The organism is Pseudoduganella plicata (genome assembly GCF_004421005.1).
Taxonomy (GTDB): Bacteria; Pseudomonadota; Gammaproteobacteria; order Burkholderiales; family Burkholderiaceae_D; genus Rugamonas; species Rugamonas plicata.
In genome coordinates this window covers 5,751,851-5,776,774 of record NZ_CP038026.1, presented here as the reverse complement: position 1 = coordinate 5,776,774, position 24,924 = coordinate 5,751,851, and the positions used below count along the sequence as shown (strand labels likewise).

Annotated in this window: 17 protein-coding genes and 3 pseudogenes; 14 read left to right on the top strand and 6 right to left on the bottom strand. The window is 66.7% G+C overall.

The window, feature by feature from the left end; genetic code table 11:
- The first annotated feature begins 54 nt into the window (after positions 1 to 54).
- The 3 genes from E1742_RS25450 to E1742_RS25440 all read left to right on the top strand — a co-directional run bounded on the left by E1742_RS25450 (position 55) and on the right by E1742_RS25440 (position 4,809).
- Positions 55 to 1,338, top strand: coding sequence for a Glu/Leu/Phe/Val family dehydrogenase (locus tag E1742_RS25450; RefSeq protein WP_134387801.1), 1,284 nt, complete (start codon positions 55 to 57; stop codon positions 1,336 to 1,338).
- A gap of 208 nt (positions 1,339 to 1,546) precedes the next feature.
- Positions 1,547 to 2,644, top strand: a complete 1,098-nt coding sequence (locus E1742_RS25445) for a catalase family protein (RefSeq protein ID WP_134387800.1) — start codon at positions 1,547 to 1,549, stop codon at positions 2,642 to 2,644.
- 95 nt (positions 2,645 to 2,739) lie between these two features.
- The gene (locus E1742_RS25440; RefSeq protein WP_134387799.1) at positions 2,740 to 4,809 is read left to right on the top strand and encodes a S9 family peptidase; all 2,070 of its coding nucleotides are present in this window, start codon (positions 2,740 to 2,742) and stop codon (positions 4,807 to 4,809) included.
- Between the two features lie 186 nt (positions 4,810 to 4,995).
- Here E1742_RS25440 and fdx read toward each other — a convergent pair whose 3' ends face one another.
- Both fdx and senA read right to left on the bottom strand, forming a co-directional pair.
- A complete protein-coding gene (gene fdx / locus E1742_RS25435) occupies positions 4,996 to 5,334 on the bottom strand; it encodes an ISC system 2Fe-2S type ferredoxin (protein WP_134387798.1) in 339 nt (112 codons plus the stop codon).
- Between the two features lie 436 nt (positions 5,335 to 5,770).
- Positions 5,771 to 6,973, bottom strand: a complete 1,203-nt coding sequence (gene senA, locus E1742_RS25430; RefSeq protein WP_134387797.1) for a selenoneine synthase SenA — start codon at positions 6,971 to 6,973, stop codon at positions 5,771 to 5,773.
- 48 nt (positions 6,974 to 7,021) lie between these two features.
- Here senA and senB point away from each other — a divergent pair, with 48 nt between their 5' ends.
- The 3 genes from senB to leuA all read left to right on the top strand — a co-directional run bounded on the left by senB (position 7,022) and on the right by leuA (position 11,238).
- Positions 7,022 to 8,005 (top strand): selenoneine biosynthesis selenosugar synthase SenB, encoded by a 984-nt coding sequence (senB, locus tag E1742_RS25425; RefSeq protein ID WP_134387796.1) that lies wholly within the window; start codon positions 7,022 to 7,024, stop codon positions 8,003 to 8,005.
- A 4-nt stretch (positions 8,006 to 8,009) separates the two neighbouring features.
- Entirely contained in the window at positions 8,010 to 9,056 is a 1,047-nt protein-coding gene (selD, locus tag E1742_RS25420) for a selenide, water dikinase SelD (RefSeq protein ID WP_134387795.1), read from the top strand.
- Between the two features lie 487 nt (positions 9,057 to 9,543).
- The gene (leuA, locus tag E1742_RS25415) at positions 9,544 to 11,238 is read left to right on the top strand and encodes a 2-isopropylmalate synthase (protein ID WP_134387794.1); all 1,695 of its coding nucleotides are present in this window, start codon (positions 9,544 to 9,546) and stop codon (positions 11,236 to 11,238) included.
- A 9-nt stretch (positions 11,239 to 11,247) separates the two neighbouring features.
- On the opposite strand, the gene egtB is transcribed toward leuA, so the two are convergent.
- The gene (gene egtB, locus E1742_RS25410) at positions 11,248 to 12,504 is read right to left on the bottom strand and encodes an ergothioneine biosynthesis protein EgtB (RefSeq protein WP_134387793.1); all 1,257 of its coding nucleotides are present in this window, start codon (positions 12,502 to 12,504) and stop codon (positions 11,248 to 11,250) included.
- A gap of 9 nt (positions 12,505 to 12,513) precedes the next feature.
- The gene (gene egtD, locus E1742_RS25405) at positions 12,514 to 13,509 is read right to left on the bottom strand and encodes an L-histidine N(alpha)-methyltransferase (RefSeq protein ID WP_134387792.1); all 996 of its coding nucleotides are present in this window, start codon (positions 13,507 to 13,509) and stop codon (positions 12,514 to 12,516) included.
- A gap of 193 nt (positions 13,510 to 13,702) precedes the next feature.
- Here egtD and E1742_RS25400 point away from each other — a divergent pair.
- From E1742_RS25400 to E1742_RS25365, 8 genes and pseudogenes are all read left to right on the top strand, one after another.
- A pseudogene (locus tag E1742_RS25400) lies at positions 13,703 to 14,550 on the top strand (putative selenate ABC transporter substrate-binding protein).
- Positions 14,550 to 15,059: pseudogene (locus E1742_RS25395) on the top strand (ATP-binding cassette domain-containing protein); the annotation flags it as partial. The pseudogenes E1742_RS25400 and E1742_RS25395, both read left to right, overlap by 1 nt.
- Positions 15,060 to 15,416: 357 nt before the next feature.
- Positions 15,417 to 16,262, top strand: coding sequence for a PhnE/PtxC family ABC transporter permease (locus E1742_RS25390; protein ID WP_134388362.1), 846 nt, complete (start codon positions 15,417 to 15,419; stop codon positions 16,260 to 16,262).
- A complete protein-coding gene (gene phnE, locus E1742_RS25385; RefSeq protein WP_134387791.1) occupies positions 16,259 to 17,044 on the top strand; it encodes a phosphonate ABC transporter, permease protein PhnE in 786 nt (261 codons plus the stop codon). The genes E1742_RS25390 and phnE overlap by 4 nt, the downstream gene beginning before the upstream one ends.
- 71 nt (positions 17,045 to 17,115) lie before the next feature.
- On the top strand, positions 17,116 to 17,796 hold the full coding sequence (locus E1742_RS25380; protein ID WP_134387790.1) for an ABC transporter ATP-binding protein: 681 nt from the start codon (positions 17,116 to 17,118) through the stop codon (positions 17,794 to 17,796).
- 258 nt (positions 17,797 to 18,054) lie between these two features.
- Positions 18,055 to 18,342, top strand: coding sequence for a hypothetical protein (locus E1742_RS25375; protein ID WP_107141649.1), 288 nt, complete (start codon positions 18,055 to 18,057; stop codon positions 18,340 to 18,342).
- Between the two features lie 266 nt (positions 18,343 to 18,608).
- The gene (locus E1742_RS25370) at positions 18,609 to 19,799 is read left to right on the top strand and encodes an efflux RND transporter periplasmic adaptor subunit (RefSeq protein ID WP_134387789.1); all 1,191 of its coding nucleotides are present in this window, start codon (positions 18,609 to 18,611) and stop codon (positions 19,797 to 19,799) included.
- A gap of 12 nt (positions 19,800 to 19,811) precedes the next feature.
- A pseudogene (locus E1742_RS25365) lies at positions 19,812 to 23,005 on the top strand (efflux RND transporter permease subunit).
- Between the two features lie 71 nt (positions 23,006 to 23,076).
- On the opposite strand, the gene E1742_RS25360 reads toward E1742_RS25365, so the two are convergent.
- Entirely contained in the window at positions 23,077 to 23,865 is a 789-nt protein-coding gene (locus E1742_RS25360) for a GNAT family N-acetyltransferase (RefSeq protein WP_134387788.1), read from the bottom strand.
- 84 nt (positions 23,866 to 23,949) lie between these two features.
- Positions 23,950 to 24,780 carry a hypothetical protein gene (locus tag E1742_RS25355; protein WP_229466349.1) on the bottom strand — a complete coding sequence of 277 codons (831 nt, stop codon included), beginning with the start codon at positions 24,778 to 24,780 and terminating at the stop codon, positions 23,950 to 23,952.
- Between the last annotated feature and the right edge of the window lie 144 nt (positions 24,781 to 24,924).

Sequence of the window (24,924 nt, the reverse complement as noted above, 5' to 3'; positions counted from 1 at the left end):
CGCGGCGCACAGAAGGCGCCGCGGCGGTCAGCCCCACAAACCAGGAGCCGAAACATGACGAGCCACGCACTGCCTTCCTACCTGAACCCCGACGACCTTGGCCCATGGGGCCAGTACCTGCAGCAGATCGACCGCGTCACGCCACACCTGGGCAGTCTGTCGCGCTGGGTCGAAACCCTGAAGCGACCGAAACGCATCCTGACCGTCGACGTGCCGATCGAGCGCGATGACGGCTCGATCGCCCACTTCGAAGGCTACCGCGTGCAGCACAATATGTCGCGCGGCCCTGGTAAAGGCGGCGTGCGCTTCCACCAGGACGTGACGCTGTCCGAGGTGATGGCCCTGTCGGCCTGGATGACGGTCAAGAACGCGGCCGTCAACGTGCCCTACGGCGGTGCCAAGGGCGGCATCCGCGTCGATCCGAAGACGCTGTCGCGCGGCGAACTGCAGCGCCTGACGCGCCGCTACACCAGCGAAATCAGCCTGATCATCGGCCCGACCAAGGACATCCCGGCACCGGACGTCAACACCAACGAACAGGTGATGGCATGGATGATGGACTCGTACGCCATGATCGAAGGGAACCTGTCGACGGGCGTCGTCACGGGCAAGCCGATCTCGCTGGGCGGCTCGCTGGGGCGGCGTGAAGCCACGGGCCGCGGCGTGTTCGTCGTCGGTCGCGAAGCGGCCGCCAAGCGCGGCGTGGCCATCGCCGGCGCCCGCGTCGCCGTGCAGGGCTTCGGCAACGTGGGCGGTGTCGCCGCCACGATGTTTGCCGAGGCAGGCGCGAAGATCGTCGCCGTGCAGGACCACACCGGCACCGTCGTGCACCCGGCCGGCCTGGACGTCGCGCTGCTGCACAAGCACGTGGCCGAAGCGGGCGGCGTCAAGGGCTTCCCCGGCGCGGAAGCATTCATGGACCGCGACGCCTTCTGGGACATCGAGTCGGACATCCTGATTCCGGCCGCGCTGGAACAGCAGATCACGGCGGAAAACGCGCCGCGCATCCGCACCAAGATCATGCTGGAAGGCGCCAACGGCCCGACCACGCCGGAAGCGGACGACATCCTGAACGACAAGGACATCCTGATCGTGCCGGACGTGCTGGCCAACGCCGGCGGCGTGACCGTGTCGTACTTCGAGTGGGTGCAGGACTTCTCCAGCTTCTTCTGGTCCGAGGAAGAGATCAATGCGCGCCTGACCCGCATCATGCAGGACGCGTTCGGCGCCGTCTGGGACGTGGCGCAGGACAAGAAGGTATCGCTGCGTACCGCCACCTTCATCCTGGCGTGCACCCGCGTGCTGCAGGCGCGCGAAGTGCGCGGCCTGTACCCGTAAGCACCATCCGGGGCGTGCCCCCCGTCCCGCACGTAAAGTCCTCGTAGAAGAAGACGGGCCGCCCCCGAGCGGTCCGCGGCGGAGGAGACAGCGCGGCAGCGAGGCCATCTCGCTGGCGCGCTTTTTTCATGTTTGTTGGCTACCCCACAGACAACGCGACTTGCACGTTCGACAATGCGGTTGTTTCCAGCCAGCGAAGGAAAGAACCATGCACGCGCCCATCGAATACGATCCCCGTTTTGAAGTGCAGGAAGGCGACGAAGGCGACACCCAGGCCGAATTGCTCGACGTCCTGCACGGCATCGCCGACACGACGTTCCGCGACACAGGCCAGCCGCTGCGCAGCGTCCACGCGAAGAGCCACGGCCTGCTGCGGGCCACGCTGCACGTACCGCCCGGGCTGCCGCGCACGCTGGCGCAAGGCATGTTCGGCGAACCGGGCACCTACCCTGTCGTGATGCGCCTGTCCACCACGCCGGGCGACCTGCTGCCCGACGATGTCTCGACGCCCCGCGGCATGGGGCTGAAGGTCATCGGCGTGCGCGGCGAACGCCTGCCGGGCAGCGAGAACGACGTGACCCAGGACTTCGTGCTGGTCAACGCGACGACATTCCTGAACGCCGGTCCGAAGTCGTTCCTGGCCGGGCTGACGGCCCTGGCCGCGACTACCGACAAGGCGCCCGCGCTGAAGCAGGCCCTGTCCGGCGCGCTGCGCAAGGTCGAGGGACTGCTCGAACGCAGCGGCACGGACAGCGCGGGACTGAAGAGTCTGGGCGGCCATCCCGCTACCCATCCGCTGGGCGACACCTACCACAGCCAGACGGCAATCCTGTATGGCCGCTACATGGCCAAAGTGGCGCTGGTGCCCGTCGCCGTCGGCCTGACGCAGCTGCACGGCACCGGCATCGACGTCAAGGCCGATCCGGACGCGCTGCGCCATGCTGTCTGCGACTACTTTGCCCAGCAGGGCGGCGAATGGGAGCTGCGCGTGCAGCTGTGCACCAATATCGAAGAGATGCCGATCGAGGACGCCGCCTCCGAATGGCCGGAAAGCGTCAGCCCGTACGTGACGGTCGCGCGCATCGTCGCGCCGCCGCAGATCGGCTGGAGCGACACACTGTCCGCGGCGATCGACGAAGGCCTGAGCTTCAGCCCATGGCACGGCCTGGCGGCACACCGCCCGCTGGGCTCCGTCAACCGCGTGCGCAAGGCCGCGTACGAGATGTCGGCCCGGCTGCGCGGAAGGCGCCGGGGCGCCGCCATCACGGAACCGCGCTCGATCGACGAGATTCCCTTCGGCCCCTGATCGGGCCGGTCCCTCTCCGCTTGCTACAATGCGCGCTGGCCGGGCCGCCGCCACGAACGGCGTCCCGGCTTTCCCATAACAATCGGAGAAACCGAATGAGATTTCGCCTGCTGGTAACCGGCGCCGCCCTTGCGGCCAGCGCCGCTGCCACCGCCGCGCCGCGCGGCCTGACCGTCGAAGACCTGGTGAACATGGAGCGCGTCGGCAGCCCCGTGCTGTCGCCGGACGCGTCGCGTGTCGTCTACACCGTGCGCAGCACAAACATGGAAAAGAACCGCGGCAATACGCAGCTGTGGATGATCGACCTGCGCGCCGCCAGGCCGGTACCGCAGCAGCTGACGTCCCATGACGCCAGCGCCACCGATCCGGAATGGTCCGCCAGCGGCGACGCCATCTACTTCCTCTCCGCCCGTGCCGGTTCGCCGCAGGTCTGGCGGCTGCCCGCCAACGGCGGCGAAGCGATCAAGGTCACCGACCTGCCGGTTGGGGTGGACAGCTTCCGCATCTCGCCCAAGGGCGACCGCCTGGCCGTCACGCTGGCCGTGTTCCGCGACTGCGCGGATCTCGCCTGCAGCAAGAAGCGCGGCGACGAACAGGAGAAAAGCAAGGCAACGGGCAAGCTGTATGACGCCATGTTCGTGCGCCACTGGGACACGTGGAACGACGGCCGCCGCAACGTGCTGTACTCGGTCCCGCTCGATGGCGCGGGCAAGGCATCGTCCGCCGTCGTCAGCCTGTCCGGCGCCCTCGATGGCGACGTGACGTCGAAGCCGTTCGGCGATCGCAGCGAATACACGTTCAGCCCGGACGGCCAGCGCATCGTCTTCGCCGTGCGCGTGGCGGGCAAGTCCGAGGCATGGTCGACCAACTTCGACCTGTACGACGTTCCGGCGGCAGGCGGCGCGGCACCGCGCAATCTGACGTCCGACAATCCGGCCTGGGACACCAGGCCGCAGTTCTCGCCGGACGGCAAGACGCTGGCCTACCTGGCGATGAAGCGCCCGGGTTTCGAGGCAGACCGCTTCCACCTGGTGCTGCAGGACGTCGCGTCCGGCAGGAAGCGCGTGCTGGCCGAGAGCTGGGACCGTTCGATCGCCGACTACCGCTGGCGCGCCGATGGCAAGGCGCTGCTGGCCAACGCCGACGACATCGGCCAGCACCGCCTGTTCGCCATCGACGCCAGCAACGGCAAGGTGACGGCACTGACGGGCAAGGGCTACGTGGCGGACTTCGACACGCGCCGCGACACCGTCGTGCTGTCGCACGCAACGCTGGCCGGCGGCGCGCAACTGTACAAACGCGGCGCCAGCGCCGGCGGCGAGCAGGCCGGAACACAGCTCACCAACGTGAACGCGGCGCGCCTGGCCGACGTACGCATGGGCGAATACGAGCAGTTCTCGTTCGCCGGCGCGAACGGCGAAACGGTCTATGGCCACGTGATGAAGCCGTGGAACGCACAGCCGGGCCAGAAGTACCCCGTGGCTTTCCTCGTGCATGGCGGCCCGCAGGGCAGCTTCGGCAACTCGTGGAGCTACCGCTGGAACCCGCAGGTCTACGCCGGCGCCGGCTATGCGACGGTATTCATCGACTTCCACGGCTCGACCGGCTATGGCCAGAAGTTCACGGACTCCATCAGCGGCGACTGGGGCGGCAAGCCGCTGGAAGACCTGAAAAAAGGCCTGGCGGCGGCCGGCCAGAAGTTCCCGTGGCTCGATACGGCCAACGCCTGCGCACTGGGCGCCTCGTACGGCGGCTACATGATGAACTGGATCGAAGGGAACTGGAGCGACGGCTTCAAGTGCATTGTCAACCACGACGGCGTGTTCGACCAGCGCGGCATGGGCTACTCCACCGAGGAACTGTGGTTCACGGAATGGGAAAACGGCGGCACGCCGTATGACAATCCGGAAGGCTACGAGAAGTTCAACCCGGTCCATCACGTGGCCAAGTGGAAGACGCCGATGCTGGTGATCCAGGGCGACCTCGATTTCCGCATCCCGACGGCGCAGGCGCTGGGCACCTTCAGCGCACTGCAGCGCCGCGGCATCGAGAGCAAGTTGCTGGTGTTCCCGGACGAGAACCACTGGGTGCTCAAGCCTGCCAATTCGGTCCAATGGCACCATACCGTCATCGGCTGGCTGGACGATCATCTGAAGAAGAAGTAAGAGAGATCAGCCGGCAGCGCGCCGGCTGATCGTGGGGGCAGTACCGTCCGAAGCGAACGGCCTCCCGCTGGTACTACTCCTTACCAGGACGATCTCTCCTGCCACGCTGTGCCCGCCCCTGCGAGCATCTTGCCGACCGCACGTCGGCGCCTGATGGCCTGCCGGCGCGGCGTTGCCACTGCGTGCCTACCCGTCTTCCCTGGCGTGATTCAGTGAATATCGCGGGATCTCGACGACAAGATCGGCGTCGGCAACGATGGCCTGGCAGGACAGCCTCGAGCGCTTCTCCAGGCCCCAGGCCCGGTCAAGCATGTCCTCCTCCTTCTCGCTTGCCGGCGCCAGCGACGAGCCACCTTCGCGAACAATGACATGGCAGCTTGTGCACGCACCCACCTTGCCGCACGCATGCTCGATGCCGACTTGATTGGCCAGCAGCGCATCGCAGATGCTGGTTCCCGGATCGACACGCATCGAAGCCCCAAGGGGAGCATGGTCCGAATGCGGGAGCACGGTGATCCTAGGCATTCGCTCCTCCCTGCGAGCCGATGCCCCGTTTGCGGTACCGGCAAAAAAGGCATCCGGTGGGAGGCTGCGCGGCGCGCATCGAAGCGGCGGGTGCCGCACCCGTGATGGCGGCGCTGCCAGCGGAGCCGAGCTGTGCCTCGTTCAGGCACGCAGCGGGGCTGACAGCACGGGGGGTCGCGCCGGTCAGGGCAGCGCCTGGCTGGCCCGGCGTATACATCTCACCAAGTTCAATGTCGTACATGAATGGCCTTTCGAATCAGGACAGCTCACTCTAGACTTTCCAGCGATGGCAAGGTCAAGCGACTTTTATTGCACAATGCCGTACCCGGCAGCGGGTGCACGCGATGACGTGCAAGCCGCCCGTTCCGGCAAGCAGGAACGCGGCTTTGCCGTTGTCGCCGCCGAGGTGCGCAACCTGGCCGCCTGACCGGCGTTCTTACTTCCAGGCGCAGGTGCGAAAGCCCGAGAAGATGTCGTCGCGTTCGGGCTTGAAGAAGTTGCGGAACCTGGCGGAGCCGAAGCGCGACGGCGTGGCGAACGACGCGCCGCGCAGCACCTGGTGGGTGCCGAACCACGGCTGCGAGTACTCACGGTAGCGGTCCGGCACGAAGCCGGGGTAAGGCTCGAACGGCGACGCCGTCCATTCCCACAGCTGGCCCCAGCGCAGCGCGGGATGGCCGTACATTGCCGCATACTCCCACTCGGCTTCCGTTGGCAGACGGCGATTGGCCCACGCGCAATATGCCTGCGCCTCGTACAGGCAGACGTGGCGCACCGGCTCGTGCGGCGCCAGCGTGGCGGGGCGGCCGAAGCGCACCGTGATCCAGTCGCCCCCTTCGCGCTGCCAGTAGCGGGGCGCCGAGCGCTCCTGCCGCATCAGCCACGCCGCCCCGGCATCGCTCCAGAACTGGCGGTTGTCGTAACCGCCGTCGGCCACGAAATCCCTGTATTGCGCGTTCGTCACCAGCGACCCGTCCATGCGGAACGGCTCGACCCGCACCGCATGGGCCATCTTCTCGTTATCGAACAGGAAACCGTTCGCTTCAGGCCCGCAACCCAGCTGGATCGTTCCGCCCGGGAAGCCAATCTCGCCCGGCGCCACCGGCGTCGGCTCGCCCTGCATCAGGTGCGGCGGCGCCTGCAGGCCCAGGGTCTGCAGCGTGTACAGGTACGCCTCGCCATGCATGTCCTCATGCGCCAGCGCCAGCCGGTACGGATACAGCGCCGCGTCCGTGTTCGGTTCGCGCGACAGCTTGTCCAGCACCCGGTCCAGCACCTCGTGGCAGTAGGTCTTCACGCCGCCGGTACTGGGCAGGTCCAGGTTCCAGCGGCTGCGATGGGGTACCGTGTTCGAGTCGAACCAGTCGTCGCCCTTGCTCAGCAGCGAGCCCGATTGCGCGTCGGCAGGATGGCTGGACAGCGCTTCGCGCAGCACGAACCACTCCGCGAACCATGCGGTATGGCCCAGTTCCCACAATGGTGGGTTGACGATCGACAGCTGCGGCACGTTGCGTGCCACGTCCAGGCCCGCCTGCGCAAAGCAATCGAACAGGTCGAGCGTATAATGCCGCGCGTTCGTCAGGGCGTCGGCAAGCTGCTGGGTGCGGGCGTAGCGGAATGAAGCGGTAATGGAATTCATGGCACGATTGTAACGAATAGAGAGTAACCGAGCGACCCGACTGCGTCCATGGCAAAACCGCCCCTTGTTTGTATCGTCAGCCCGGCGCTGGCCCCGGCCAATAACGGCAACTGGCAGAGTGCCGCGCGCTGGGCGCGTTTCCTGCGCTCGCGCTGTCGGGTGCAAGTCATCCAGCAATGGCGGCCGGGGGCAGCGCCGGCACCGGACCTGCTGATTGCCCTGCACGCGCGCCGCTCGGCCGATTCGCTGGCCGCCTTTCATGCCGCGCATCCCGACCGCCCCACCATCCTGCTGCTGACGGGGACCGACCTGTATCGGGACATCCACGTCGACACCGCCGCTAAAGGCTCACTGGCCTGTGCCACGCACCTCGTGCTGCTGCAGGATGCCGGCATCGACGAGCTGCCGCCACCGCTGCGCGGCAAGGCCACCGTCATCTACCAGTCCGCGCCCAGCCTGAAGCCCTGGACGGCGCCGCGCCGCCATGCGGACATCGCCATGATCGGCCACCTGCGCGACGAAAAGGATCCCGTCACGTTCATGCAGGCCGCCGCGCTGGTAACGGCGCCCCGCGCCCGCCTGCTCCACATCGGCGGCGCCCTCGACCCGGCGTTGGGTGCGCAGGCGCAGGCCACGCAGGAGCAGGTGCCGCGCTACCGCTGGCTGGGCGCCCTGCCCCGCGCGCAGACGCGCCAGCGGCTGCGGCGCAGCCATGCGATGGCGCTGTGCTCGCGCATGGAAGGTGGCGCCAACGTCATCATCGAGGCCGTGACGAGCGGCGTGCCCGTGCTGGCCAGCGACATCTCCGGCAACCGCGGCATGCTGGGCGCGGACTATGCCGGGTACTTCCCGCCCGGGGACGTGGTGGCGCTGGCCCGGCTGATCGACCGCAGCATCGCCGATCCGGCTTATCACGCGCTGTTGCGGGCGCAATGCGCCGCGCGCGCGGTGCTGTTCGCGCCAGCGACGGAGCGGGCAGCCTTGCTGGACTTGGTGGATAATCTGGGGCTCACCTCACCGGATACGACATAACATCATGGCAACTGAACCGATCAAACTGACTTCCTTCTCCCATGGCGGCGGCTGCGGCTGCAAGATCGCACCGGGCGTGCTGTCCGAAATCCTGAAGAACTCGCACGGCTTTCCGGTGCCGAAGGAACTGCTGGTCGGGATCGAAACGGCCGATGACGCGGCCGTCTACCTGCTCAACGACGAGCAGGCGCTGATCGCCACGACCGACTTCTTCATGCCCATCGTCGACGACCCGTTCGACTTCGGCCGCATCGCCGCCACCAATGCGATCTCGGACGTCTACGCGATGGGCGGCACGCCGATCATGGCGCTGGCCCTCGTCGGCATGCCTGTCAACAAGCTGCCCATCGAGACGATCGGCCAGATCATCAAGGGCGGCGAATCGATCTGCGCGGAAGCCGGCATTCCCATTGCGGGCGGCCACACGATCGATTCGGTCGAGCCGATCTACGGCCTGGTGGTGATGGGCCTCGTGCATCCGTCGAAGATCAAGCGCAACGCGGATGCGCGCGCCGGCGACGTGCTGGTGCTGGGCAAGCCGCTGGGCGTGGGCGTGCTGTCGGCCGCGCTGAAGAAGGACGTGCTGGGCGAAGAAGGCTATGCGGCGATGATCGCCAACACGACGAAACTGAACAAGCCGGGCAAGGCGCTGTCCGAACTGGCAGGCGTGCACGCGATGACGGACGTCACCGGCTTTGGCCTGCTGGGCCACCTGCTGGAACTGGCGCGCGGCGCCGGGCTGACGGCAAGGCTCGACATGGCGCGCATTCCCCTGCTGCCGGGCGTCGAGCAACTGGCGCACGACGGCTACTTCACCGGCGCTTCCGGGCGCAACTGGGACGCGTATGGCAAGGATGTCACGCTGGGTGCCGGCATCACGGCGGCGCAGCATACGCTGCTGACCGATCCGCAGACTTCCGGCGGGCTGCTGGTATCGTGCGATCCTTCCGTCGTGGACGAGGTGCTGGCGGTGTTTGCGCAGGGCGGCTTCGAAGCTGCGGCGGTGATTGGCGAGATGGCGGCCGGCGACGCGCGGGTGGTGGTCGGCTGACGCCACCGGAATAGATGTCGGGGACTGGCTCCTGCCGCAGGCAGGGGCCAGTCCCCCGCTGCTTCTCCCCGATCGTCCGCCAGCGGCCAAACGAATTCTCTTGACAAGTTTCAACCTCGTCTCGTACATTGGCTGCATGTTCACGCATCCGCAACTACCAGCTTTCCTGCTATCGCTTGCCAGCCTACCGCTGGCAACGCGCCTACCAGCACGCGCCTGATCGTTTCATCCCAAGCGCGCGTCGCACGCTGTACTCCTAGCCGGCCACAAGCCGCACCGCCTCACACCAGGAAAGTTTGCACCGATGTTCACCACGGCCATCCATCATCCGTCCGTCGCACCTGCCGCATTTTCCCGGCCCGCTGCCGCCCTATCGCTACCGACCGGCTGCCTGGTCTAGCGTCCCGTGGCCATCAGGCAGCCTCGCGCCACCGCAAATGCCGGCCGCGCCCGCGCCTTCCCAAATTCGAGAACCCAGGAGTACACCATGATGTTGCAGAACCCGTCGTCGAAATACCGCGCCTTCCCGCCTGTCCAGCTGTCCGACCGCACGTGGCCGAACAACACGATCACGAAGCCGCCGATCTGGATGAGTACAGACCTGCGCGACGGTAACCAGGCGCTGATCGAGCCGATGAGCATCGAAAAGAAGCTGCGCTTCTTCGACCTCCTGATCAAGACAGGCCTGAAGGAAATCGAAGTGGGCTTCCCTTCGGCGTCGCAGACGGACTTCGACTTTGTGCGTAAGCTGATCGAAGACGACCGCATCCCCGACGACGTCACCATCATCGTGCTGACGCAGTCGCGCGAAGAGCTGATCCGCCGCACCGTGCAGGCGGCGGCCGGCGCGAAGAACGCCATCGTCCACCTGTACAACTCCGTGGCGCCGGTGTTCCGCAAGGTCGTCTTCGGCATGTCGCGCGAGGAGATCACGACGATCGCCACCACCGGCACGAAGCTGGTCAAAGCCCTGATCGCCGAGCATCCCGAGACCAACTGGGGCTTCGAGTACACGCCGGAGTCGTTCTCGACGACGGAGCTGGATTTTTCCAAGCACATCTGCGACGCCGTCACGGCCATCTGGCAGCCGACACCGCAGAAGAAGATGATCATCAACCTGCCGTCGACCGTGGAATGCAGCACGCCGAACGTCTACGCCGACCAGATCGAATGGATGTCGCGCAAGCTCGACCGGCGCGACTCGCTGATCATCAGCGTCCACCCGCACAACGACCGCGGCACGGCCGTGGCGTCGGCGGAGCTGGCCGTGATGGCGGGTGCCGACCGCGTCGAGGGCTGCCTGTTCGGTAACGGCGAGCGCACCGGCAACGTCGATCTCGTCACACTCGCCCTGAACCTGTACACGCAGGGCGTGCACCCGGGCCTGGACTTCTCGGACATCGACTCCGTGCGCAAGATCGTCGAGGACTGCAACCAGCTGCCCGTGCACCCGCGCCATCCGTACGTGGGCGACCTGGTCTTCACCGCGTTCTCCGGTTCGCACCAGGACGCGATCAAGAAAGGCTTCGCCAGGCAGCAGCCGGACGCGTTGTGGGAAATCCCGTACCTCCCGATCGACCCGCAGGACCTGGGCCGCAGCTACGACGCCGTCATCCGCGTCAACAGCCAGTCCGGCAAGGGCGGCATGTCCTACCTGCTGGAGCAGGACTACGGCCTGGTGCTGCCGCGCCGCCTGCAGATCGAATTCTCGCGCGCCGTGCAGGCCGTGGCCGACGAGACGGGCCTGGAGATCACCGCCGACGGCATCTACGCCATCTTCGAACGCGAATACCTGGCGCAGACGTCGCCCTACGCCTACGTGTCGCACAAGATGGTCGAGGACACCAGCGCCGACGAGTCCGTACAGATCGACATCGCGCTGATGCACCGCCAGGCGCCACTGGCACTGCAGGGCGGCGGCAACGGCCCGATCGACGCGTTTGTCGACGCGCTGGGCCTGGACGTGAAACTGATGGACTACCACGAACACGCGATCGGCCACGGCGCCAATGCCCGTGCGGCCTGCTACGTCGAACTGCGGCTCGACAACGGCGCCACGCTGTTCGGCGCGGGCATCGACAGTAATATCGTCACCGCGTCGTTCAAGGCCGTGCTGTCGGCGGTGAACCGCCAGCTGATCGCCCGCGAGGCGTCGGCCGCGAGCGCAGCCACCGAAGGTTGATGTGAGGGGTCAGCGCGCCAGGCGGATCCCCGTGAACTGCCAGCGCGCACCCGCCGGGAAAAAATTGCGATAACTGGCGCGCGTGTGGCCGCCCGGCGTGGCGCACGACGAGCCGCGCAGCACGTACTGGTTGACCATGAACTTGCCGTTGTATTCGCCGATGGCGCCGGTTGCCGTGCGGTAGCCGGGATACGGCCCGTAGCTGCTGCTGGTCCACTGCCAGCAGTGGCCGAACAGTTGGCGCAGCGTGCCCTCCTCACCTGAAACCTCGCCTGGATGCGGCAGGCGCGGCGGCGTCCCCGGCGCAGTCCCGTGCAAGCGCGCCGCATGCTCCCACTCCGCTTCCGTTGGCAAGCGCCCGCCGGCCCAGTGCGCATACGCGTCCGCCTCGAACAGCGAGACGTGCGTCACGGGCCGCTGCAGGTCCAGCGGCTGCAGGCCGCCCAGCGTGAATTCAAACCAGCTGCCGTCTTCATCCTGCTGCCAGTACACGGGCCGGCGCAGCGACTGCGCACACACCCAGTCCCAGCCCTCGGCCAGCCAGAGTGCCGCCTGTTCATATCCACCCGCCTCGACGAACGCCAGATACTCGCCGTTCGTGACGAGCCGCGACGCCAGCGCGAACGGTTCCACGAACTGGCGGTGCCGCGGCAGCTCGTTGTCGAAGCAGAAGCCGTCGCCTTCGTGGCCGATGATGACGATGCCGCCTTCGCAGGCGATCCACTCGAGCGCCGGCGCGGGCGCCGCGGCGGGCAGCGGCTGCGCCAGATAGGCCGGCCACAGCGCGCTTTGCGCCAGCAGATGCTTCACATCCGTCAGGATCAGTTCCTGGTGCTGCTGTTCGTGCTGCAGGCCGAGCGTGAGAAGGGCCGCCAGCCGCTCGCGCACGGCGTTCTCGCGCACGCTGCCGATCAGCGTGGCGACGCGGGCATCGACGTTGGCGCGGTAGAGGCGCACCTCGTCCAGCGAGGGCCGTGTCAGCAAGCCGCGTTGCGGGCGCGGGTGCTTGTCGCCGACGCCGTTGTAATAGGAATTGAACAGCACCCGGAATGCCGGGTGAAAGGGAGCAAAACCGGGCTCCATCGGCTCCAGGATGAACGTCTCGAAGAACCAGGTGGTGTGCGCCAGATGCCATTTGACGGGACTGGCGTCCGGCATCGACTGGGCGCCGCAGTCCTCGGCGGACAGGGGCGCGGCCAGTGCCAGCGTGCGGTCACGCACGGCCTGGTAACGGGCCACCCACAGGCCCGGATCGTTCATCAGCATGGTGCCTCCTTAACCGATAGCGGCGCGCGCGTGCATGACGGCGAACCAGCCGGCCCCGTCCGTCCAGGTGCCATCGGCTTCGAATCCGGCCTGTGCCAGCAGGTCGGCGAAACCTTCACGCGTGTACTTATAGCTGTCTTCCGTGTGAATCCGTTCGCCGCGGGCGAAGCGGCGCTCGCCGCCGGCCCAGCGTACCGTCAGCGCGGTGCGGGCCTCCAGGTGCATCTCGACGCGGCTCTCGCCCTCGTTGAAGAAGGCCACGTGCTGCCACTGGCGCACGTCGAAATCGGCGCCGATCAGGTGGTTCAGGTGGCGCAGCATGTTCAGGTTGAACGCGGCGGTGACGCCAATGGCGTCGTCATAGGCCGCGTCCAGCACGGCGGCGTCCTTGATCAGGTCCACGCCGATCAGCAGGCCGCCGTCGGCGGATGCGTTGTCGCGCACCCGGCGCAGGAAGCGGATCGCCTCGTGCGGCGCGAAGTTGCCGATCGACGACCCCGGGTAGAAGAATACGCGGCGCCGTGGTGCGACGGTATCGGGCAGCATGAAGGGACCGGACAGGTCCAGCGCCAGCGCGGTCATGGCGATCCGCGGAAAGCGCTGCTGCAGGCGGCTGACGGCTTCGTTCAGGAATTCGCGCGAGATATCGATCGGCACGTACTGCATCGGTTCCAGCAGCGGAAACAGGCTGGCGGCCTTGGCGCAGTTGCCCGCGCCCAGGTCGATCAGCGTGCTGCCCGTGCCCACCCGGCGCGCAATGTCGGCCCCATGCCGGGCGAAGATGCCCGCTTCCGTGCGCGTCGGATAATACTCGGGCAGCTCGCAGATGGCTTCAAACAGCCGGGAGCCGAGGCTGTCGTACAGGTACTTGGGCGACGTGGCAGCCGCGGGTGCCAGCAGGCCGGCCGCGATCCCGGCGACGGTGGCCGCGTCGCCGTGCGCGATACGCGCAGTGGCAGAAGGGAAGCGTAGCGCGTGCAGCGCCGCGGTGCGGGTCGTGGACATGTTTTTTTCGGCGTTCGTTGGTCTGGGATTTCTTGTGATTACTCAGCGCAACACCGGCCGGAGCACGGCGCAGTAGCCGACTGGCAATCTGCCAGTGGACATTTTTGTTATCATAGCCGAATCACGGATTGGCGGCGCGGCGCTCAGGCAGCACGGCGGGTCATCCTTTCGTTCACACTCATCCACGGTTCCCATGAAACTCACTTCCCTGCTTGCCGCCGGCATCCTGCTGGTCTCCAGCTCTTCCTTCGCCCAACAGGTGCTGCGCGTCTCGGCCATCCCGGACGAGTCACCCACCGAACTGCAGCGCAAATTCAAGCCGCTGGGCGAATACCTGGAGAAGAAGACGGGCATGAAGGTCGAGTTTACGCCCGTCACCGACTATGCGGCGTCCGTCGAAGGCCTGATCAACCACAAGCTGGACATGGTGTGGTTCGGCGGCTTCACGTTCGTGCAGGCCAATGAGCGCAGCAAAGGCCAGGTCGTGCCGCTGGTGCAGCGCGTCGAGGACGAGAAGTTCCGCTCCGTCTTCATCACCACCTCGCCCGCCATCACGAAGCTGGCGGACCTGAAGGGCAAGACGCTGTCGTTCGGTTCCGAGTCGTCCACGTCCGGCCACCTGATGCCGCGCTCGTTCCTGCTGGCCGCGCAGATCGATCCGGACAGCGACCTGAAACGCATCGCCTTCTCGGGCGCGCACGACGCGACCGTGGCCGCCGTCGCCGGCGGCAAGGTCGATGCGGGCGCGCTGAACATCTCCGTCTGGGAAAAGCTGGTCGGCGAGAAGAAGGTGGATCCGGCCAAGGTGCGAGTGTTCTACACGACGCCGCCCTACTACGACTACAACTGGACCGTGCGCGCCGACATGCCGGCCCGCTGAAGAAGAAGATCGCGGATGCGTTCCTGGCGCTGGACTCTTCCACGCCGGAAGGCAAGACCATCCTGGACCTGCAGCGCGCCAGCAAGTTCATCCCGACGAAGGCCGGGAACTATACCGCCATCGAAGCGGCCGCGAAGAACGCGGGCCTGCTGAAGAAGTAATGACGCCTGAACGCACCGCCGCCGGGGCCACCGCCTCGTCGCCCGTCTACCGCCTGGAGCGCCTGAGCGCGCGCCATGCCGGCGGCACGCGCACGCTGGCGCTGCACGACATCACGCTGCGTATCGGCGCGGGCGAACAGGTCGCGCTGATCGGGCCATCGGGCGCCGGCAAGACGACCTTGCTGGCCACGCTGGCCTGCGCGCACCGGCCCGACGGCGGCACGTTCGAGGCGTTCGGCACCAACCCCTGGCGGCTGTCCGAGAAGGACCGCCACACGCTGCGCGCGCGCCTGTTCCTGGCGCCGCAGACGCCGCCGCTGCCGCCGCGCCAGCGCGTCGTCACGGCCGTGCTGGCAGCGCGCCTGCCCCGCATGAACCTGTGGCAGGCGCTGGTTTCCCTGGTCAAGCCGCGCGAGCCGGAAGCAGCCTACCGCGCGCTGGCCCGATTCAACCTGGGCGAGAAGCTGTATGTGCGCGTCGACCGCCTGTCCGGCGGCGAGCGGCAGCGCTGCGGCCTGGCGCGGCTGCTGCTGTCGAACGCGCAGGCGCTGCTGGTGGACGAGCCGCTGTCCGCTCTCGACCCGGCCCTGTCGCAACTGACGCTGACGACGCTGCAGCAGGAAGCGGCCGCCCGCAAGGCGGCGCTGGTATGCAGCCTGCACCAGGTGGAGCTGGCACTGGCGCACTTTCCCCGCATCGTCGCGCTCAGGGACGGCAACGTGGCCTTCGACCTGCCGCGCGAACAGGTCACGCAGGCAATGATCGACGAGCTGTATCTGAACGAAAAGCGGCCCGCCAACACGCCCCCGAACACGATCTGGGCACGCCGCTGGCGGTGGGCGGCTGCCTGTAACGGCACCAGAATAATGCAAAGCATTCCCGCCGTACCGTATGCCGAACGTCACCCCGACCCCGCCTGGCGCGCACGGGTAACGCTGACGCTCCTGGGTTTCATCGTGCTGTGGCCCATGGCCGTGTTCAGCGAATTCAAGCCTTTCACGCTGTTCGACCGCGAGAGCCTGGCCGCGACAGGCCAGTTCCTGGCCGCGTTCGTGCCGCCGGCGCACGATGCCGAGTTCCTGGCGATGCTGCTGCGCGAGACGTGGCAGACGATTGCCATCGCCACGGCCGGGCTGACGCTGGCGCTGCTGGGCGCCATCCCTGCCACGCTGATCGTCACCGAACGGCTGTCCATCTCGCGCCTGGGCGTGGGGCGCATGACGCCGCTGCGCGCGGGCGTGCGCCAGCTGGTGCGCTGGCTGCTGGTGTTGCTGCGCAGCGTGCCCGAACTGGTGTGGGCGCTGCTGTTCGTCCGGATCATCGGCCTGGGGCCGACGGCGGGCGTACTGGCCATCGCGCTGACGTATGCCGGCATGCTGGGCAAGGTGTATGCCGAGATCCTGGAGTCGTCGGAGCGCCATGCGAGCGACACGCTGCTGGCCAACGGCAGCTCGCGCCTGGCCGCGCTGCTTTACGGCGCGCTGCCCGAATCGGCGTCGGAACTGGTGTCGTATACCGTCTACCGTTGGGAATGCGCGATCCGCGGCTCGGTCGTGATGGGCTTTGTCGGCGCCGGCGGTCTCGGTCAGCGCATGGACGAGTCGATGAAGATGCTGGCCGGTGGCGAAGTCGCGTCGATGCTGCTGGTCTTCGTGCTGCTGGTGGCAGCTGCGGACGTCGTCTCGAAACAGCTGCGCCGGAGGCTGGGATGACAATGCCCGCGCCGCCACGGCGCCGCTGGTCCGGACTCCTGTTTGCGCTGGCGCTGCTGGCCCTTGTCGTCGCCAGTTTCGCCAGCCTGCCGCTGCACCTGGCCGCGCTGTTTACACTGGATGCCGCCGCCAGCGTGCAGGAATTCCTGGCCGGTTTCGCGCCGCCGGAACTGAAGAGCGGCTTCCTCGTCAAGACGGCGCTGGCGACGGCCGAGACGCTGTCCATGTCCGCGCTCGGCACACTGCTGGCGGTACTGGCGGGGCTCATTCTCGCCATTCCCGCCGCGGGACGCTTCGGCCGCGTGCCCCGCGCGACCGTGCGCGCGCTGCTCAACGTGCTGCGCTCGATTCCCGAACTGGTCTGGGCGTCCGTGCTGCTGATCGCGGCTGGCCTTGGACCGTTCCCCGGCACACTGGCACTGGCCGCGCACACGGCGGGAGTGCTGGGCCGCCTGTTCGCGGACGCGCTGGAAAACGCTCCCGCATTGCCGGAACAGAGCCTGCGCACGAACGGTGTCAGGCCGCTGGCCGCGTTCTTCTACGCCACCCTGCCGCAAACGTTGCCGCAAATGCTGTCATACTCGCTCTACCGCTGGGAGAACAATATCCGCGCGGCCGCCGTGCTGGGCGTCGTCGGGGCCGGCGGGCTTGGGCAGATGCTGAAGTACCACCTGTCGCTGTTCCAGATGCCGAAGGCGGCCACCGTCATCCTGGCGATGCTGCTGCTCGTGGCCCTGGTGGACGCGGCCAGCTTCGGCCTGCGCCGCGCGCTGACCCGCTGATTAGCCGGTGATGGCCTGCCGATCGTTCACCTCATCGTTCTCCCCTTGCCGTCCCAATCGTAAAGGCCTCCATGCTCGAACTGCGCCGCCTCAGTAAATCCTATGCCAGCGGCCAGCCCGTGCTGAGCGAACTGTCCTACACCTTCCGGGCCGGCGAATTCGTCGCCATCATGGGCGATTCGGGCGTCGGCAAGTCCACGTTGCTGAACCTGATCGCGGGGCTCGATCATCCCGACCCTGCCGCCGAGGCCCCCATCCTGGTGGACGGCATTGCCATGGCGGCACTGGACGACGCCGCCGCGACCAGGCTGCGGCGCGAACGGATGGGTTTTATCTTCCAGGCCTTCCACGTGCTGCCGCACCTGACCCTGCTGCAGAATGTGGCGTTGCCGCTACTGTTGAACGGCCTGCCGCAGGACCGCGCGGCAACCATGCTGGCCGCGGTCGGGCTGGCGGGACGCGATCACGCTTATCCTCATCAACTTTCCGGCGGTGAAATGCAGCGCGTGGCCATTGCGCGCGCACTGGTCCACCGCCCCGCTCTCGTCCTGGCGGACGAACCCACCGGGAATCTCGACCCCGATACCGCCGCGGCAGTGTTACAGTTATTACGCACGGAAATCCGGGCCAGCGGTGCGTGCACCATTATGGTGACCCATTCCCAGGCCGCGGCCGCAATGGCCGACCGCACACTCATCCTTACACGCGCCGGATTACAGGAAGCGGACACCGTCAAGACCCTTCGTCAATAAGCTGCGGTTATTTCTCCAGTATCGCGCGCACTTTTTTTCAGCCGTAGTATGATTTAACGAACTTGCATGGTTATTAATAACATTAAATTATACCGGCGAGCAGGCGCCTGAGAGGGAGCCTTGAAAGCGCAGCCAGAGCCTGCAATTAACAGGGGCGCCGCCACGTGGTAACGCTGCAGCACGCAGCCCGACGGCAATATGGAAACGGTTTCAGGGTTCTTCCGGTAAACACGCGTTTTTCATATCAGGGAGGAGCAAATGAGCGTGAGGCAAAAAAAGCTGGAATTAATCGAGGCGATGAATCGTGCCCGAGCGATGGAGCCGTCGAGCTTTGTACCCAACAAGCTGCTCGATACGCTGATCGAGCGGATGAATCTCAAAAATGACGCAGAGCTGTGCCGGGTACTGGAAGTTCAGCCGCCCATCATCAGCAAGATCCGTCACCGCAAGCTGGCTGTCGGGGCGACGATCCTGTTACGCATGCACGAGAAATCGGACATGAGTATCCGCGAGCTGAAAGAACTGTCGACTGCGTCCGTGCACTGATCGAAGTGCAATGCCCGGCGCCGGCATCGCAGCCTGGCGCCTGTTTTACCTCTTTGCCGTGCCTCCCCCTTCTCCCCTTCCTGTTGTTTGCCTCCCGCTTTATCCCCGCCTTTGATGTGCCCTGATGCGCCGTCACAGCTGCGTGCGTCGCGCTGTTTTGCGTGAACGCCTGCCGCGGACAGGGCCCCCGCTCCACCTATTGGGAGAGGCCCGCATCCGCCCCCAGGCTTACACTGATCCGGCCCACCCACCGCACAGGGGAAACCATGACCAAGCCGTCGTACCGCCAGCAGGCGGTGTTCCTGTCCGCCCTGCTGAGCATGACGCTCGGCGCCGCATTGTCCGGTTGCGACAAGGCCGCCAGCAAGGAAGGCACCGGCAGCGCGCCGGCGGCGGCGCCCGTGTCGGCCGCGGTGGTCGTTCAGCGCGACATCGTCGAAACCCGCGAATTCTCCGGCCGGCTGGAAGCGGTCGAACGCGTGGAAATCCGGCCCCGCGTCTCCGGCTACATCACGGCCGTGCATTTCACGCCGGGCAGCCTCGTGAAAAAAGGCCAGCCACTGTTTTCCATCGACCCGCGCCCCTATCAGGCGGAGCTGGCCAAGGCGGAAGCGGACGCCAATTCCGCCAGCGCCCGCGCCGCGCTGGCGAAGGTGGAGCTGGAGCGCGCCGAGCGGCTGCTGGCCGACCGCGCCATCGCCCGCCGCGAGTTCGACGAGCGCTCCTCCGCCGTCAAGGACCTCGACGCCGCTGCGCGCGCCACCCGTGCCACGGTGGATGCGGCGCGGCTGAACGTGAACTATACGAGTATCACGGCGCCCATCGCCGGCCGCGTCAGCAAGGCCGAGATCACGCTTGGCAACCTGGTGGATGGCAACGCCGTGCTGACGTCCGTCGTCTCCACCGATCGCATCTACGCCAGCTTCGACGGCGACGAGGACAGCTACCTGCGCGTGCGCCAGCAGAAGCATACGGGCAAGGACGTCGCCGTGCGCGTGGGCCTGGCCAACGAAGAAGGCTTCCCGCATGAAGGCAAGCTCGAATTCGTGGACAACCGGCTCGACCCGGCGACGGGCAGCGTGCGCATGCGAGCCACCCTGGACAACCGCGACGGCATGCTGGTGCCCGGCCTGTTCGCAAGAGTGCAGCTGGCCGCGGGCGGCACGAAACAGGCGGCCGTGCCTACCCTCCTGATCCACGACCGCGCCGTCGGCACGGACCAGGACCGTAAATTCGTCTTCGTGCTGGGACGGGACAACAAGGCTGAGTACCGCCCCGTCGCGCTGGGCCCGGCCGTGGATGGCCTGCGCGTGGTGCGCTCGGGGCTGAAGCCGGGCGAAAAGATCGTCGTCAGCGGGCTGCAGCGGGTCACGCCCGGTGCGGCGCTGGCGCCTTCGGTGGTGGCGATGGACGCCGATCCGGATGCCGTCAAGGGCACGCCCGCGCAGCACGGCTGACGGGAGCGCGCCATGAACTTCCCGCGCTTCTTTGTCGACAAACCCATTTTCGCGGCGGTGCTGTCGATCATGATTTTTGTGGCCGGGCTGATCGCCATCTACCGGCTGCCGATCTCCGAGTACCCGGAAGTGGTGCCGCCGTCCGTTGTCGTGCGGGCGCAGTATCCGGGCGCCAATCCGAAAGTGATCGCCGAAACCGTGGCCGCGCCATTGGAGGAGCAGATCAACGGCGTCGAGAACATGCTGTACATGGACTCGAAAGCCACGTCGGACGGCGCACTGGCGCTGACGGTGACGTTCAAGATCGGCACCAATGCCGAGCAGGCCGAAACGCAGGTGCAGAACCGCGTGCAGCGCGCCCTGCCCCGGCTCCCCGAGGAGGTGCGCCAGATCGGCGTGACGACGGCGAAAAGCTCGCCCAACCTGACGATGGTGGCCCACCTGTCGTCGCCCAAGGGCCGCTACGACGACGTCTACCTGCGCAACTATGCGGTGCTGAACGTGAAGGACCAGCTGTCGCGCATTCCCGGCATGGGCGAAGTGATCCTGTTCGGCGCCGGCGACTACGCCATGCGGGTCTGGATCGATCCGCAGAAGCTGGCCGCGCGGTCGATGACGGCGACCGATGTTGTCGATGCCATCCGCGAGCAGAACGTCCAGGTGGCCGCGGGTGTCGTCGGCGGCTCGCCGACCAAGGGCGCCGAATTCCAGCTGACGCTCAACACCACGGGCCGGCTGAAGACGGTGGACGACTTCGGCGGCGTCATCGTCCGCACCAACCCGGACGGGGCGGTCACGCTGCTGCGCGACGTGGCGCGGGTGGAGCTGGGGTCGAATTCGTACGCATTGCGCTCCCTCCTGAACAACAAGTCGGCGGCCGCCATCGGCATCTTCGAAGCCCCCGGCGCCAACGCGCTGCAGCTGTCCACCGACGTGCGCGATACGCTGGCACGGCTGTCGAAGGATTTTCCCGAGGATGTGACGTTTTCGATCGTCTACGACCCCACGCAGTTCGTGCGCGAGTCGATCCGCGCCGTCATTCACACGCTGCTCGAAGCGGTCGCCCTGGTCGTCATCGTCGTCATCGTGTTCCTGCAGACCTGGCGCGCCTCGATCATCCCGCTGCTGGCGGTGCCGGTGTCCATCGTCGGCACCTTTGCCGTCATGCTGGCCTTCGGCTTCTCGATCAACACGCTGTCGCTGTTCGGCCTCGTGCTGGCCATCGGGATCGTGGTTGACGACGCCATCGTCGTCGTCGAGAACGTCGAGCGCAATATCGCTTCCGGGCTGTCGCCGCACGACGCGACGATCCAGGCAATGAAGGAAGTGTCGGGCCCCATCATTGCCATCGCGCTGGTGCTGTGCGCCGTGTTCGTACCCATCGCGTTCGTCTCGGGCCTGACGGGCCAGTTCTACCGCCAGTTCGCGCTGACGATCGCCATCTCCACCGTCATCTCCGCCCTGTGCTCCCTGACCCTGGCGCCGGCGCTGTCGGCCGCGCTGCTGCGCAGCCACGATGCGCCGAAGGATGCGCTGACGCGCGGCATGGACAGGCTATTCGGCCCGTTCTTCCGCTGGTTCAACCGCTTCTTCGGGCGCGCTTCTCACGCCTATGGCACGGGCGTGCAGCGCGTGATGGTGCGCAAAAGCGTCGGCATCGGCGTCTACCTCGTGCTGACGGTGGCCGCCGTGTTCGTGTTCCGCGCCGTCCCCGCGGGCTTCGTGCCGGGGCAGGACAAGCAGTACCTGGTCGGCTTCGCGCAGCTGCCGGATGCCGCATCGCTGGACCGCACCGATGCCGTGGTGCGGCGCATGTCCGACATCGCCAGGGGCGTGCCGGGCGTGATGGATTCCATCGCCTTTCCCGGCCTGTCCATCAACGGTTTCACCAATGCGCCCAATGCGGGCATCGTGTTCATCGGCCTGAAGCCGTTCGACGAGCGGCGATCAAACGACCTGTCCGGCGGCGCCATCGCGGCGGAGGTGAACAAGCGCCTGGGCGCCATCCAGGACGCCTTCATCATGGTGTTCCCGCCGCCGCCCGTGAACGGCCTGGGCACCATCGGCGGCTTCAAGATGATGATCGAGGACCGCGGCAACCTGGGCTACGATGCGCTGTACAAGGCCACGCAGGCGCTGCAGACGAAGGCGTGGCAGGAGCCCCAACTGGCGGGCGTCTTTTCCAGCTACCAGATCAACGTGCCGCAGCTGTTCGCCGACATCGACCGCACCCGCGCCAAGCAGCTCGGCGTGCCGCTGCAGACGGTCTACCAGACCTTGCAGATCAACCTCGGTTCGCTGTACGTCAACGACTTCAACCAGTTCGGCCGCACCTACCAGGTCGTCGTGCAGGCCGACGCGGCGTTCCGCTCTCAGCGCGAGCAGATCTCGCAGCTGAAGGTGCGCAACGACAAGGGCGAGATGATTCCGCTGGCGTCGCTGATGCGCATCTCCGACACGTACGGCCCGGACATGGTCAACCGCTACAACGCCTACCTGGCGGCGGACATCAGCGGCGGCGGCGCGCCGGGCGTCTCGTCCGGCCAGGCCCAGGTGGCGATGACGAAGCTGGCGCAGGACACGCTGCCGAAGGGGATCACATTCGAGTGGACCGACCTGACGTACCAGGAAATCCTGGCCGGGAACACGATGGTCTACGTGTTCCCCTGTGCGTGCTGCTGGTGTTCCTCGTGCTGGCCGCGCAATATGAAAGCTGGACCTTGCCGCTGGCCGTGATCCTGATCGTGCCCATGTCGATCCTGTGCGCCCTTGTCGGCGTGAAGGTGACGGGTGGCGACAACAATGTATTTACCCAGATTGCGCTGTTCGTGCTGGTGGGGCTGGCCTCGAAAAACGCCATCCTGATCGTCGAATTCGCGCGCGAACTGGAGGATCACGGCCGCACCGTCCTCGAGGCCGCGCTGGAAGCATGCCGGCTGCGGCTGCGACCCATCCTGATGACGTCCATCGCGTTCATCATGGGCGTGCTGCCACTGGTGTTCTCGAGCGGCGCGGGCGCCGAGATGCGCCACGCGATGGGCGTGGCCGTGTTCGCGGGGATGCTGGGCGTGACGTTCTTCGGGCTGTTCCTCACTCCCCTGTTCTACGTTCTGCTGCGGACGTTGGCGCTGCGGCTGTCGCACAATGCGCCGCACAAGCGGCACCATGCCGATACGGGACTGGGCGGCGCGAAAGATCCCGGCTGATCGGGGGCTGGCTCCTCGCGTGCAAAGGCGCCTGTTCCCGACAGCTGTACAGCCGCCGCCGTTCGCTGAGGTCAGGCCGCGATCGGCATCGCCCCAACCCCGTAATGGCGCGCATAGCGGGCGTCCAGGTTCGCCAGCGGGAGCAGCACGAACAGGTCGGCGCTGTCGAAGTCCGGGTCCCAGGCCGGGTCGCCGCAAATCCAGGCGCCGGAGCGCAGATAGCCTTTGAGCAGCGGCGGTATCTGCGGCACCGCTGCCGGCGTCAGTTTCTGATATGGAAAAGGCAGATGGGGCGTGACCCGGAACTCCGCCGGCGCCAGATGGGTGGCACGCAGCTTGTCGTAGACCGCGACGGCGTTATGGCCGCCGTCGGCCAGACCGATGCTGGCGCAGCCAGCGAAGTAATCGCAGTTCTGCCGCTGCACATAATCGACCAGGCCTGCCCACAGCAGCATCAGCACGCTGCCGCCGCGATAGTCCGGATCGATGCAGGCGCGGCCCGCTTCAACCATGCGGCCACGCAGGCCGTTCAGGCGGCTCATGTCGAACTCGCCTTCCGAATACACGCGGCCGATGCGGCGCGCGCCCGTGGGGCTGAGCAGGCGGTAGGTGCCCACCACCTCCATGGTGTCGGCATCGCGCACGATCAGGTGATCGCAATGGTCGTCGAATTCGTCGCTGTCCAGGCCATCGGCGCGCATCAGCGCCGATAGTCCCATGTCTTCGACAAACAGCCGATAGCGCAGGCGCTGCACCGCGCGCACGTCCTGCTGCGTGGTGGCCATGCCGAGAACCAGGCGGGGCGCTGCGGCGGCCCGCGCGGCCGGTGCCGCGATCGCCAGGGCGTCAGTGAGTTGCATGCTTCGTCTCCCGAGTTAAGACGAAGCCCAGCGTAACGCCGCTTTACTTCATGCCGATGACAACCCTATGTCGGCTCGGTGACATCAATCCTTCTTCGGGCGGCCCGTCTTCAGCTGCGGCAGCGACGCCAGCACGCTTTGCAGCGTGGCCATGTCGATCTGGCTGATCAGGGCGACGCCGATGCGCAGCAGTTCGCTCTTGCGAATTTCGAAGCCGGCCTTCAGGCAGGCTTTCTTGACCTGGCCCAGCACCGCGTATTCCGCTTCCGGCATGGTGAAGCTGTCGCGCACGAGGCGATCCTTGCCTGGCTTGGCTGCCGCAGCAACGGCACGTTCCGGCTTGGCGGCCCTGGTCGCCTTTGGCGCCGCCGCAGGGGTGGCCGGCTTGGCCTTGCCTGGTGCGGCTTCCTTGTCCGCCTTGGTCGTGGCTTTTTTCGGCGCGGCCTTTGTCGTTTCCTTCTCTTCCTTCTCTTTCGCAGCGGCCGGCGCTTTCGCTTTCGCGGCCTTCGCCTTTGCTGCCGGTTGCGCCGCCTCCTCGCCTGACTTGGCCGCTTTCGCACCGGCTTTCGGTGCCTTCGCACCGGCCTGGGGCGCTTTCACCTTCGGCGCTGCCTTCGCGGGGGCCTTCGGTACCGGCGCTGCAGCCGGCTCGGTTGGCGCCACCGCTGCCTTGACCTTCATGGCACGGGCGATAGGCGCCAGTGCAGGCGCATCGGCCGGGACGGCCGCTTCCGATGCTTCCGCCGCCACCGTGCCAACCGGCTGGGCGCTCTTGCGCGCGGATGGCTTGCGTGCAGCAGGTTTGCGCGGCGTTTCCAGCGCTGCGGCGCCGGCGGCGCCGGTCAAGGTGACGGTGTCGGTGCTGGTGGCATCAGGCGCCGCCGCGGCGGCTTTGGTCGATTTCAGGGCGTTCATGCGTACTCCGGAGAATATAACGATATAAACAGTATAGCCATTTTCTGGATTTCCGGCACTAAAGCTTACATTTTTTACGCTACCGGACGGCCGGCCAATACCACAGGGAGGGCCACCTTTCCTTGCAATGCCTGCCCAAAAAAG